Source organism: Streptococcus sp. WB01_FAA12 (genome assembly GCF_012843315.1).
Lineage (GTDB): Bacteria > Bacillota > Bacilli > Lactobacillales > Streptococcaceae > Streptococcus.
The window spans coordinates 123851-137652 of sequence record NZ_JABAEX010000003.1 but is presented as its reverse complement, the minus strand read 5'-3'; the positions used below and the strand labels follow the sequence as shown (position 1 = coordinate 137652).

9 protein-coding genes are annotated in these 13802 nt (G+C 39.5%); all 9 read right to left on the bottom strand.

The window, feature by feature from the left end:
* Window positions 1–24: 24 nt before the first annotated feature.
* The 9 genes from HF881_RS05860 to HF881_RS05820 all read right to left on the bottom strand — a co-directional run bounded on the left by HF881_RS05860 (window position 25) and on the right by HF881_RS05820 (window position 13767).
* Window positions 25–3153 carry a VirD4-like conjugal transfer protein, CD1115 family gene (locus HF881_RS05860; RefSeq protein ID WP_169446790.1) on the bottom strand — a complete coding sequence of 1043 codons (3129 nt, stop codon included), beginning with the start codon at window positions 3151–3153 and terminating at the stop codon, window positions 25–27.
* A gap of 4 nt (window positions 3154–3157) precedes the next feature.
* Window positions 3158–3403, bottom strand: a complete 246-nt coding sequence (locus tag HF881_RS05855; protein WP_000113751.1) for a hypothetical protein — start codon at window positions 3401–3403, stop codon at window positions 3158–3160.
* A gap of 171 nt (window positions 3404–3574) precedes the next feature.
* Window positions 3575–4012 (bottom strand): single-stranded DNA-binding protein, encoded by a 438-nt coding sequence (locus HF881_RS05850; protein ID WP_169446789.1) that lies wholly within the window; start codon window positions 4010–4012, stop codon window positions 3575–3577.
* 77 nt (window positions 4013–4089) lie between these two features.
* Window positions 4090–7797, bottom strand: a complete 3708-nt coding sequence (locus tag HF881_RS05845; protein WP_169446788.1) for an SspB-related isopeptide-forming adhesin — start codon at window positions 7795–7797, stop codon at window positions 4090–4092.
* Between the two features lie 21 nt (window positions 7798–7818).
* Complete coding sequence (locus HF881_RS05840; RefSeq protein WP_169446787.1) at window positions 7819–8634, bottom strand: LPXTG cell wall anchor domain-containing protein; 816 nt, start codon at window positions 8632–8634, stop codon at window positions 7819–7821.
* Window positions 8635–8650: 16 nt separating this feature from the next.
* Window positions 8651–9724 carry a hypothetical protein gene (locus HF881_RS05835; RefSeq protein WP_169446786.1) on the bottom strand — a complete coding sequence of 358 codons (1074 nt, stop codon included), beginning with the start codon at window positions 9722–9724 and terminating at the stop codon, window positions 8651–8653.
* A gap of 13 nt (window positions 9725–9737) precedes the next feature.
* Entirely contained in the window at window positions 9738–10076 is a 339-nt protein-coding gene (locus HF881_RS05830) for a hypothetical protein (RefSeq protein ID WP_061409490.1), read from the bottom strand.
* A gap of 92 nt (window positions 10077–10168) precedes the next feature.
* Window positions 10169–12019, bottom strand: a complete 1851-nt coding sequence (locus HF881_RS05825) for an ATP-dependent Clp protease ATP-binding subunit (RefSeq protein WP_084910566.1) — start codon at window positions 12017–12019, stop codon at window positions 10169–10171.
* Window positions 12020–12021: 2 nt separating this feature from the next.
* On the bottom strand, window positions 12022–13767 hold the full coding sequence (locus HF881_RS05820) for a DNA topoisomerase (RefSeq protein WP_169446785.1): 1746 nt from the start codon (window positions 13765–13767) through the stop codon (window positions 12022–12024).
* Window positions 13768–13802: the final 35 nt, after the last annotated feature.

Sequence of the window (13802 nt, the reverse complement as noted above, 5' to 3'; positions counted from 1 at the left end):
TTATATAACTTATTGTATATCTTTTTAGATAACTTCATCCGCAAAGAAGTCGTCTCCATCATCATAATAATCATAGTCGCCTTGAATGACATTAGCTACAGTTGCCTGAAATAGTTCATCTGTGGAAGTAAATGATTGGGATTGTACCTTTTGTCCTTTACTATGACGACCTGATAGTTTAGGAGTTTCTCCATTGTTGCTGAGGAGAGGCATAGTCAAACGTTGCCTCCAGTCTATAATGTTATTAAAGGCTGTACCAGCATCAACTGCTATTTCCTGGAGCTCTAGCTCACGGTGTGCACTTTCGACTGGAATATCCGCAAGAGTCATCGATGTATCAAACTCCTCTTGTAAGAACATGTACTTGTAAGGGAAGCTGTTCTTATCATGTGCGAAGATTGGATCCGTTGTGACCTTACGTCCAACATTATCCCGTCCCTTGACTCCACGTAAGATAACCGCTTCTCCTTCCTGGAGTTTGGCCAATTGTGTTGGTGTCAACAACTCTTGTTTTGGATTCTCGACAGCTACATTTGGATTGGCTTCGTCCAAGATATTGCTGGAGCGTCTTCTGCGAGTAATGGTACGTGTACCCAACTCCCCACTAAATCTCTTATTGGTATCTGGAGACGTCGTTTTGACGTAAACTTTCAATGAACAGTTATCCAGAATCGTTTGCGCAACATTTTCACCATAGACATTAACCAATTGTTCCAAGTTTTGAACCCAAAGATAATAGAGAATGTTTTGCCCCAATCCGATAGAAATTTTCGTATCCATGTGAGGAATAGCTGGAATGTTTGTAAACTCATCCAAGATATGGAGAATGCGATTGATACATTTCCGCCCATTTGTTAAGGCAAGGTCATAGTTGGCATTGTACAACTGATCCAAGAACAAAGAGACAATCCCATTGTACTCTGTTCGGTTTGGTGGTGTTACCAGATAGACGACTCTTGGTTTATCGGAGTAAATCAACTCAATATCTGACTCTTGGAGAAGATTTTGAGTGTCTTCTTTGCTCTTCAGAACCCTTACATCGATATGATCTAAAATTGGCTTCTTGGTATACTCATCTAGTTCTAACCTATCTCCATCTTTTCGATAGACTTTTTCAGCTGAGAATTGGAAGACCCGATCCCGAACTGGAGACTTACCATTTTTCTTATGATTAAAATCAATCGTAACCGTAAACTGATCTGGAAGTTTAGGTTCGATGGCATAAGTCAGATAGCCTTCTCCATCAATAAGAGCTGTCGCTTGCTTCACATAATCGACTTGCTTTTCAACTTTACCCCATTTCTTCAAGCCTGTAATGGTTACCCTAGCAGTCTTATGCTTGAACTCATTTTTTAATTGACTGTTGGTGCTTGATCTCAACTTAACAGACAATCGACGTGGGAAGGCAAAAGACTCTAAATCAATCGAGTTTTTAGAAGTGAGTTTGGCCACGTTATCTTGCAAGAACAGGTTGATTCCTGTCATCATGCTAGAGTAGACATTTCCTTTGGTCTCATCACCACCAAAGTCTGAGGCACGAAATTCGATATCTGCCATTTGTCTGAATTTGGAGAATTTTTTTTGATTCACTTGTCTCAAATTATCAAAATAGACCGTGATTTTTGATTTCTTGGATACCTGTTGTTCTCTAGTTGGATTCTCAACGACTTCTCCCGTTCCATCCACAAAGACTTCTTCTGATCCCATTGTCGCCAAGAATTTCGCAACGTTTGGGATGGTAATGGTATCCCAGGCATCATCTTCACCATTTTGATAGGTTTCATTAGCTCGATCCATCAAAGCCATTGTCAGAGCGTTAAATAGGGATATAGAAGACTTTCGGAAGTATTCCGCATTTCCCTTCTCTCCGCCTTTTTGTTTGGGAAAAATGGATTCTGCGACTGCATTGACATAGGTTTGCGTTTTCTCATAGTAACCTTTCTTGGCGGCTGCAATAGCTAGAGCCAAAGGATTGTAGGACATAGACCAATCCATATTTTGGAAAGAAAGCACATCAACTTCATAGCCACGTTGCCTCATCGTTTTGTAAGAGGCTTGGTAGTGTTCCCCTTTCGGGTCTGCTAGAACCAGCGATGGCTGCAACTCCGCACGACTGTTGATATCAATCGTTGTCGTGATCTGACCTTCCCCCTTACCTGAACGAGTCATCCCAATCCCTAACAGATTCGTCGGCTTATCTTCAATGTAATAATATCCCGAAGGAAAAGATTGCATGCCCAAAATGCGCTCCGCATTGGTCACGTATCGACTGATTGTCTTATTTTGCCATAACATTTGCGTTCGGAGTGTTTGCCCTGCCAAATCATGATTCAGTTCATGAAATACAGGAGCCCCACCCTCACCTGGATAAGTTAAAGCTTTATTGGGGATCTTTTTGTATTGACGACGAATTTCATCAACCGTCACAAAACGGTCATCCCCCTCCTCATTATGGTTGTAGTCACGAAACTGCTCAAAGTTAATCCAAGCAGATTTCCAAGCAAGGACTAGACCCATCAGAAAGAGAGGAAAAGCTAAAATCGGGGCAATCCAAAAGACTTTTACATTCAATAAACTTTGAAACAAGAGGCTGTTTAAGTCAAAGTTTACGGCCTTACTAGCATCTTTAAACGACCAAATACTAAAGTAGAGAAAGCGGATTGTAGCCCTCAAAACAGTAACCAGGTAATTGGTTAAGATAAAAGCAATAAAGCTAAAACCTAATCCCATATAGACGAAGCTACGATAACTTTTAAAATAAAGAATGGGTTTCATTTCTTTATCAAACCGTTTTCGTTCCCGTTTTACAAAGGGAATCATATAAACAATTCGAAAGAGAATATTCCAAAGAATGAGGGAGACAAGCGCAATGATTTTTGGAATCAATAACTTTACCCATTTGAACAGCCCTCTGGCTGATTGCTTCCATACCTGTTCCCAATCAATCGTTTTGCGACCTTTCCAACCTCTTTTAAAAATCTGCTGAAGAAAACTCTTGCTTTTTAGTAACCGCTGATACTGCCTTAAAAAGTAAGGTTGAAAGAGTCTGAAGAGGTAATAACCTGCGACTCCTAGAAAAAGGAGGGTATTGAACCAACTGGCTCGAATCACTTGGATAAGGGTGTAAAATACTACTTCAAATAACTCAAACAAACTACTACCCCCTCACACCTTCCAAGAACCACTCCATTTTTCGAGTATAGAAGCTCGAAAAGAGAAATATGTGAAACTGTAGCCTTGGAGAGGCTTTTTCATAACGGTGAAAGTAACTTTCTAACCATTTCTCTCCATCCAACTGAAGAACATTCAATCGACTGGATCGACTTTGTTCTAAGTAATTGGTCACCTGAAGAGATTCTGCAATCAATTCATCAGACAGATAATTGTATTTTTGTCTTGCCATTGTTGCACTCCTTTCTTATTATTTCTTAATTCCCCTCTATTCTAAGGGATAATATCAAATTCTTTGTTAAAGGGACAAAAGATATTGTTACACAATAAGTTATATAACTTTTTATGCAACAAATGAACAACAAAAAAAGCACACAAGTGTTCTTGTATGCTTTCAATCCCTTTAAAATGGGGAATCCGCATCCATTGGTTCAGGATAGGGTGTAGGGATAGAACTTGCTGTCGGCTGAGAAAATCCCTGTTGTTCCTGCTTACGTCGATTAGATGCTTCCTTATTTTCAAGGAAAGAGATTCCTCCTTGTTGATTTGGGGAAATAAACTGATACGTCCGACGTTGACCCTGTTCATCATTATATGGTCGTTGGATAATTTCTCCTTTTAAGAGGATTGGAGAGCCTTTTGATAGACTCTGAGCCATCAATTCTGCTTGTTTTCCGTATACTTGTACATGGAAGAAACTAGAAATTGGTTTATTTGTATCATCATTCATACTTGAATCACAAACGAACTCAAATTTGAAACTGGTATGACCATTTTTAGTTTGACCTACAGAATCGCTTGGTATGAATGCAACACGTCCAGAAGCGATAAATACTTGCATTTTTTTCTCCTTTCAATAAAGACCACAAGAGAGTTATACCCCAGCTTGTGGTCATCCTTTCATTTTAGTTCATCAAGTTAGTTTTCTTTCGACTTACGAAGCCCTGCTACTGCAAGACTCATCAACCCCAAAATCACACCCCAAGTTGGCAGCATGCTTGCTGCTGTTCCTGTGTTTGGTAGTGACGGCTGAGGTTGTGGCTTGCCTGGTTCTTTAGGCTCTGGTTTTGGAGGTTCCGGCGTTGTTGTAACTTTAGCCGTCATCTCTTGTAAATTGACTGTATTGATAAAGGTATTTTCAACCTTACCAGCCTTGATGCGTTCGACTTCTAGATAGAAGTCTGCATCGAACGTGCCTTTTACACCTAAAGAATTTAGGAAATCCTGGTTAATAACATACGACCATTTGCCTTCCTTTTCGTTCCATTTAACGGTCACAATTTTCTTGAGGAAGTTAGGATCCGTATCCTGGTTCACTTCAAATAAGAAGGCATAAGCTGTACCTTTGGCGATCTTGTCGCCAGCTTTGACTACTTTTCCATCCTTCAGGATGACATCATAAGTCAAGATAAGGTCCTTCTCAGCTGTGTACTCTGTACCCTTGAAAATACCTTCCCACTTACCTGTGAATCGATCATGAACCACATCCAACTGATCACTACCATCATATTGGAAGAGGCTATCATGTTTAGTAGGCACGGTTACGCCATCAAGTAGATAGCGGATGTATTGACCAATCTGTACTTCTTGGCCGTCCAAGACTTTTTTATTATCCTTTTGATCCAAGGCGTGTTTCTCTGGATTCACATCAGGAACCGAGATAGTGACAAGGTTTGATTGATAGCCATTGCCAAAGTCGATTTGTTTAAGATCGTTTTCGACTTTCTCCCCTGCTTTAACCAGGAGCTTAGCTGGGAGATCAATCGTCACGTTTTTATTTTGCTTCACATAGTTTTGATAGAAACTCTTGGAATCTTTTGCTAACCAGAGATAGAATTCCCCCTTAGGATTCAAGTTCAATTCTTTCAGAATCTTATTGATTGCATCTGTACGCCCTTTGTCTGAAAGGACGTGATACATGTCAAACAAGTCTTTTACATCTTTACCTGCAGCAGTCATCTTGATCTTACTGTGGTCAACTGTGAAGGCTTTGTCTTGAACATCGTCAAAGATTCCAAACTTCTTACCAATCGCTTGTGTTGAAGCAAGTGTTTTGGTATAAGGACTGTAGTCCGTCATCAAGCGGAAGGTCACGTTACGATCAAATGTTGTCGCACCATTGATGTCCTTACCAGCACGATCTAGAACCGCTTTAACTGGTTTTGGAGGTCTTGGAGTGTAGTTCGTAACAGTATTTGAGAAAACTTCATAGTTATTCACCAACACTTTATAAGTGTTGTCATAGAAACCTTTATCATAGATTGGCTTCCAGGTAATCACAGGAGCTTCTAGGCGCTTCCCTTCGTAGGTTGCAGTAAAGGTATACGTATTCTTTCCTGCATCATAGGCAACGCCCCATCCCGTTTTCTCTGTAGCTGCCTTTGTGACAGCCACATCAGAAACTGCTCCAGCTTCAAGTGGATCAATGATGGTAATCTTGTCCCCTTTTTTCAGGTTCGCATAGATATTGTCATGGGTCAATGTATAGGTCTGAGTAGCATTTTTAGCTACTTCTTGACCATTTGTGTTGGTCTTATCTGTATCTGCTACAGATTTGCTGACAACTGGTTTATACTGCAATTTATAGCCGTGATAACTTGCTGTCAATTTCTGATTTTTGGTTTCAGAAAGAGTTTTAAGCGCCAAGGTTGGTTTGGCTGGATTCTTTGCTTTGACCAATTCCGCTGATACAGGTTCAGTCTTAACTGGCTTCACGGTTGTTTTTGTGATAGTTGCAGTAGCTGGAACTTCAACGACTGGCGTTACAACCTTTGTATTCAAAGCGAACCAATAGGTTTGGCCATTTGGACTTTCTGGTCCATCCCATTGAATAAACTCGGTTGTGAAAGCTGTCCCTTTCTTAAAGACACCAAGTGCAGCGCCCTTATATTGGTAAGGTGAGTCAGATGTATCCCAAAGATGCCCCACATCTTCTTGGCGGTTGTACTCTTCAGCGTAAACATAGCCATAATCTTTGTTTTCTGTAACTGTAGAGCCGTTAATTTCAACATGGGTTCCGTTAATGGCTTTCGCACCTTCCCAACCAATACGATTGTGATTGAGTGAAGAATAGGTTAGAGTAGCAGGAGTTTTTTCACTTGCTTGGAAGGCTACTTCTTTCCCATCCACATTGTAGTAGTAGGTATCCGTAACCAAGAAATTCATGTAGTCTGCTGCTCCACCAGCTCCATCATTACGAGCGACTACAAAGCCCTCAGTCGGATCGTTCAAGACATAGACATCATTTAGTCCTGTCTTCCCTTGATTAAGAATCTCGAATTTTCGATGGATACGAGAAATATCATGCTTTTTACCATCTGCAGTTGAAACAGTCAAACCTTTCAGATTAGTGTAGTCAACTTCTGTTTTCCATCCAGTGCCAACATCCTTATATTTCAAGACTTTAGTCGAGTCAAGAACACGAGTATAGCCTGACGTTCCATTTGATGAAGCGATGTAATCTTTGGTAGTTACCTGCGCTCCTGAAGCAGAGGACTCTACTGTTGCTTCAGGATTTGCTGTCGCAACGCTAAGGGCTTGCAAGACTACTTCTTTAGTGTAGCCTTCCGTGCTTGTCTTAGCACGAAGCTCATTGTACTTCTTCTGCCATTCCGCCTGGTCTCGCTTAGCTTGATCATAAGCTGCTTGGTTTTGTTTCCCAATTTGCTTAGCTTCTTCAGCTGAAGAAACTTCCTTTGTTTTAGAGGTTAAAAGTACACCAGAGCTTTTCAATTCAGCCAACTTACGGTCAGCATCCTGATTGACTTCGTGACTAGCAGTTTGGCTTTCTGAGTAGTCATCAAGAAGAGCTTTGTTGAGCTCACCTTTTCTTTTTGCGGTCGCAATAGCTTGTTCATTTTGCTTTTGTAGCGCTTCTACTTCTGCGACTGAAGAAACTGTACGTGTCACTACATTAACCGTTACGTCCTGTTTCTTCAAGTCTGTAGCAGCGGCTTCTACAGCCTGATTCAAAATCGTAGCTTGTTTGACAGTAGCATCATACTTAGCTTTTTCACCCAGGTATTCTGTTACTGCTTGTTGGTTATCTGACAAGACCTGTTTAGCTGTTTGAGTAGCTTTCTTGTTTTGGTCTGCTGAACCATCTGTGGCAGTCGAACCGTTATTCGTCACTGTGACAGTTGTTGCCCCTTCATGCTTGGCTTTTTCATCAGCTACAAATTGATTGTTAGCGTGAATAGCTTCCTGTGCTTCCTTGAAAGCTTCGTTGTTTTGAACTTGTTTTGTAGTTGTGGCTTCAAGTTCCTGAACTTGTTTATCCTGATCTTGTTTAATCTCAGACTTAGACTGTTCAAGTTTTGGAGCAGTGGTATCTGTCCCCTTATCAACGCTTGGTGTTTCAGATACAACTACTCCAGCTTTTTTAGCCTTGTCAGCAGCCTTTGAGACTGCTGTATTATCAATTGCTACAGGCTGGCTTCCTGTTGCTTTACCAGCTTGTGTAGCATAGATGTTATTATCATTTTTGCTTTCAGGTTGGACTGCCTCATCCGCAAATGCTGAACCTGCAGAGAAGGCGATAAAACCTGCAATTGCAATACCTGATGCTAAACCTTTAGCCCATTTTTTCTTACGGAAATATCCGTGTCCTTTTGTTTTTTCTGTCATATTTCTTTCTCCTTCACTTAATTAAAATAATTTCTTCTTGTAGAAGTATCCAACCGCAGTAAACAACATGCCACCGATTACAGCTAGGAAACTTTGTTTTGTTCCTGTGTTTGGCAAAGTTACCATTTTACCATCTGCAGTTGAAACACTGATAGTCTTGTCTTCATTTGTAACAGCTCCAAGTGCTTCAGGAGCAACTACAGAACCATCTTCAAGGATAAGATTCCCGTTTTGAGTGCTGACAATGGAATCACCTGTACTGGTTTGAACAGGTGCTTTTGTCACATCATGAACCACCTGACCTGTTGAGCTTGAAGTGGTTCCAATTTGTGACTTCCCTTGCTGGTTCGCTTGATCAGTAGTTTTTGGCTGTTCATCTGGAACACCATCTAAGCTACCTGCATTATCCTTGTCTTGCGCCTTATCTGAAGGTGCTGGTTTATCAGCTGGCACTCCGTCAAGACTTCCTGCGTTGTCTTTGTCTTGTGGTTTATCTGATGGTGTTGGAACACCATCGAGGCTACCTGCATTATCCTTGTCTTGCGCCTTATCTGAAGGTGCTGGTTTTTCAGCTGGCACTCCGTCAAGGCTTCCTGCGTTATCCTTGTCAGAGGGAGCTGTCGGATCAACTGGAGTAACTGAAGGCTCTGTTGACTTATTTGCTGGAACCTCTGTTTCTGTTGATGCGCTTGGTGCTGTCGGCGTAACTACTTCTGTCGTTGGTGCTGAAGAATCAATTGGTGCAAGTTCGTCTGCCGATGCAAATCCGCCAGCTTGTAAAAGTACGAGTGTTGATAGCGCGAGTGTAGCTAATACTTGGTTTTTGTTCTTGTTCATTGTGATTTTTCCTTTTCTAATTTTTAAGATAATTTGATTCCTTTGGTTCTGTTTCTACAACAAATCCATATTTTGAAGAAGCAGACGCTTTTACATCAAAAGTTAATCTAACGCTAGATGATTTATCCCCTCTTTTGACAGACAGGATATAGGAAACCGTATATCTTTGAGTTTCTGAATCATAATTCAATTTCTCTAAAATAACGGACTGTAAAATACCTTCTTTTGGTTTGGTAAATTTTGCATCACCTTCAGAAAGAAAATCTACTAGGTTTTCTTTTTTGCCCGAGTAATAAGAAGGTAAGAAATAACGGCTAAATACATCAACTTCATTTTTCGTTGAAATGATAAGTTGAGTATTTTTTTGTTCCTGATATAAGAAATTTACTTTTTCTGACTGGTTTGATAGTTGAGCGAAAGTAAAAAATATGCAAATGATATTTATTACTGACAACACTCCAAAAACACCTAAAAATAGATAAAATTTCTTCAGAGAAGTTGACCGCTTTTGAGATACGGGAGCCGCAACATCTGTTTGATCCCTTGCATTTGGAACAGGCGGCAAGCGATTTGGTTGTGAAACAGCCTCTGTCTCACCTTCAGCTGGAAAAAGCGGAAGAGAAGAATCGGATAATCCCAAACTTTGTTTATATACAGGATAAATCTGGTTCTCAAAATACTCCCTTTTTTCTTGATAGCTGTAATTCCCAAATTCAGAGCGAGTAAGTATCGATTGAATGAGGGGAAGCAAGAGGTTTTCATAGTCTTCAGTAATAAGGAACGGACTAGCATAAACCTCCCCTTCTGTCACCACGCTTTTTCCTTCCAGATGGGCAATTGCTACTTTTTTCAGCTGAAACTGACCATACGCCTGTTTTAACTCTTTAAATAACAATTCGGCTTGTTGAAATGTTAGGTAGGGCAAACTTTTTGCAATCGGCTGAGAAAAATCAGAAAGATGATCCAATCCCTCGAGGATATCAAACAACTCACTATCATCCTCTGGACCTCTTCCATCTTCCCAGGTGATTTCTAGAAATAAGTCATCTGTAATCGTACAGCGACCTTTATTAAAGAGCGCAAAAGCCATATATCACCACCCCTTAATTTTTCACAAAATCAAAAATCCATTCAATGATACTTGGACCTGCAGAAACACCAATAATTGCAATTGCAATTGAAATCCAATTTTTTTTCATTGAGGCTTTTAACTCTCGTCCACCAAATGCATAAATGAGCGAAGTGACAACGGCAGCTAGACCAAATAGCGCAACACTGACTAACTGAACTTTTGTAATTCCTTGTTTCGCCAAGTTATCCGACTTAGCAAATGGATCGTCCGCATAGGCTGTAGATCCTGTTAGAAACAGGGAAAGGCTCAATAAAAACATCTGTGATTTTGTTTTTACTTGCTGAAGTTGTCTTGTCAAATAATTTTTCATAGAAATCCTCCTTTGTTTTTTTGACAACGTTAGTATAATAGATAATTGAAAAAAATTTTTTAAAGGGACAATCATTTTTTTTAAGGTGAATTTTAAGAAAATAATGCTTCACCAAATGACGTCTTTTCAGTTTCAACATCGAATAATATTTTTCTTTTATCTTCACGGTGATTCTCATCTGGTGCATCACCTTCTACCCAAAGATGAAAATGATACTCTTGATTGTGATCAGATAAGTTCAAAAACTCTTTAGAAATTAAAGGGAGAACTTTATGTTTAATCACTCTTTCCAGTGGCCGTGCCCCATCCTTTATATTGGTTCCTACATCCAATAAATAAGTAACCAAACTTTCTTCATAAGAGAGAGTCAACTGTTGATTCTTCATTCTTTCTTGAATTTCTGATAGTTGTTTGACAATAATTTCCTTATTCACTTCCTCGTCTAACATGTTAAAAATCAATTTATATTCAATTCGATTGAGAAATTCTGGTCGAAATTTAGTTTCTAACTCCAACGTCATGCTCTTTTCAAACTGTACTTTATCCCTATCTGTTAGTTTTTTAAAATTTCCTTTCAATTCATACTGATTAATAATTTTTTGCGAACCAATATTCGTAGTAATAATGACAATCGTATTCTTAAAACTTACTTGCCTTCCAGTTGAATCAGTCAAGCGCCCTGCATCAAGCACCTGCAAAAATAAATCTACAACTTCTGAGTGTGCTTTCTCCACCTCATCGATCAAAATAACGCTATAAGGTTTTTGTTTAACTTTCTCAGTCAATTGTCCTTTCGTTCTAGTTTGGCGATCGCCAATCAGCTTTGTGATATCTCCCTTTTGTTTATACTCAGACATATCAAAGCGAATGATTGCCTCTTCATCATCAAATATTCCCTCTGCTAGTGCCAAGGCAAGCTCTGTTTTTCCAACCCCAGAAGTTCCTAGAAACATAAAGGAGGATAGAGGCTTTCTTTGATCCTGTAAACCAGCTTGTGCAACAGTTATAGAATCCACAACAGCATCTACAGCCTCATCTTGGCCTTTAACACGTCGTGACAGCTTTTCTTTTAAACCATCTAGTCTTTCCTTGTTACCTTTCAAAATCGTCGTGACAGGAATACCTGTTTTATTTTTCAGCACCTCTGCAATTTCTTGCTTCCTGACATCGCCTAATCCATTTGTAGAACAAATTGTTGCTGCTTCATCTATTAAGTCAAAGGCTTTATCAGGTAAAAATTGATCAGGTATATAGCGGACAGATAGAAGTACAGCTTGTTTTACAGCATCAGAACTAATAGACACCTGGTGAAAATTTTCGTAAATAGTTTTAGCTTGCTCAAGAATTTCAATCGCTTGAGTAGTTGTTGGTTCAGAAACCCTAATTGGCTGCATCCTTCGCTCAAGCGCTCGGTCCGTTTCAATATATTCATGAAATTCATCTAAAGTAGTTGCGCCAATCAATTGCATCTCACCACGTGACAAAACTGGTTTAATAATATTTCCAGCATCCAAAGCGCCCTTATCTGAACCACCAGCACCAACAATAGTATGAAATTCATCAATAAAGAGAAGATTCTCTCCTTTGGTTTCTACCATCTCCTCAATAATTTTTTTAAACTTAACAATAAATCCTCCATCCTCATCTGACATTAAACTAGATAGTTCCAGAGAGCGCACGGTCAAGTTTTTTAATTTGGGAGATACCTGGTTTCTTAAAATGGCTAAAGCAAATCCTTCAACAATAGCTGTTTTTCCAACTCCAGCTTCTCCTACCAAAATGGGATTATTCTTAGTTCGTCTGAGAAGAGTGGTCTGAACAGCTTCTACTTCTTTATCACGTCCGTACACCTGATAATCTTCCGCTTTTTTTGAAACTTTTTCTGTCAAATTATCTGTATAACGATCTAAATAGGGTGTTTTTTTCTTTTCTTCAGTAGTCACACTTAATCACCTCTTTCTTTTACTTCCTTGATTTGAAGAGTGAGCTTATCTTTTATCGCATCCACAAATTCTCGTGGATTGATTGTCCCTTCTCCAATCTGAGATAGAAACATTTCCCAGCCTCCTGTTGTCTCTGGATCAGAGAACTCATTGTCATAGAGATAATTGATCAGTAGATAGGCCTTGTTGGTAGGAGTTAGTTGACCTGTTTTTTTATCTTTGACAACATAGCCCTTGCTCTGAATTTTTTTAATGATTTCTCCTCTAGTGGCTTGTGTTCCTAAGCCATATTTAGGAAATATTTGGCCAATCAATTGGCTTTCAGTTAGTCTTTTAGGTGGTTTTGTTTCACCCCCTACAATCTGGACTTGTGTCTCAATTCTATCTCCTACTTGATAATCAGGAACTTCAACAGAACCTCGTACCTTTCGAGAACTCCATTCAGCCCATCCTAATTTATGAAGCGTTCTACCCTTTGTTTTAAAAACAAGACCATTATTTTCTACTTCAATTGTTTTGGTTGAATAATAACAATCATCCGCAAACATCAAGATTGCCTGCTTCACAACTGCTTCATAAATCAATCGTTGGTCAGTTTTTAAATTTGAAAGGTTTGGAATTCTTTCAGTCGGAATCAAGGCTGAGTGGCTCGTACCAGACACTTTTTCATCATTGACATAATCTTCTCTAGGCTCCAAAAACGCTGGCTCAAAATGACAATTAATAGCTTTTTGATAGGCAGATAGATTTTCTTTTAAATCGTCAAACTCAAATTGATTGATGTATTCTGAATCTGGTCGTGGATAGGAGAGAAATCCTTCCAAATACAGTCCCTCAACAATGCTCTCTGTTTTATCTGAGTCAAATTTCCAGGCACTTGCTGCAAAACTTTGTAATGCAGACAAGGTAAATAGTTGTGGAGCGGATTTCTGTTGATTTTCTACCTCAACTGAAGAAATAACAGAGGTGGTTGATAACTCCCTTGAAGAGGCTAAAATAGCCTCACTATCTTTAGTTTTATCTTTGGTAGTAAAGAATACCCCATTTTTCTTATCCTCCAGCTGAAGCTTCCAATATTTTTCTGGAGTAAAGTTGCGAATCTCTAAATCATTCTCACAAACTAGTCTGACCGCTGGTGTTTGCACTCGGCCAACCGATAGACTGCTACCTTTTGTTCGAGGGAGTTGTCCTCTTGCTTGAAGATCAAGTGTTGCAAGAGGTGATAAGTTCATTCCTACCAACCAATCACTTTGTGCACGTGCTTCAGCTTCCAAATAGTAATTATAGGTCTCTGAAGGTTCCTTCAATTCCTGAAAAGCTTTTTGAAGAGCTTTCTTTGTCATGGAGCTTCCCCAAAGACGTTTCCAAATTTTCTCCTTCCCTCCTGGTATATGCGATAAAATAGAATACGCAATTCGCTCTCCTTCTCTATCAGCATCCGTCCCAATAATCACTTGATCCGCTGCTACCACTTCATCATAGATTCTCTTAAATTTTTCTCTCGAATCCTTGTCCTCTTTCAGATGTTGCTTAAATGAAACATTTGTTAGGGGTAATTTATCAAGTGACCAGTTGTCTGGTTCACTGTATTCAAATAGGTGCCCTTCAGCAGCCACCACATGTACTTCAGCTGGAAAATAGAGTGACTGCCTAATGACATAGACACCTTTCTTTTTACTAAATTGTCCCAAAGCTGTAGCATAAGCTTCTGCCTGTTTCTCTTTTTCAGCCAGAATAACTATAACCATATCATTCTCCTTCTACTTCATTTTCTGTCATTGTA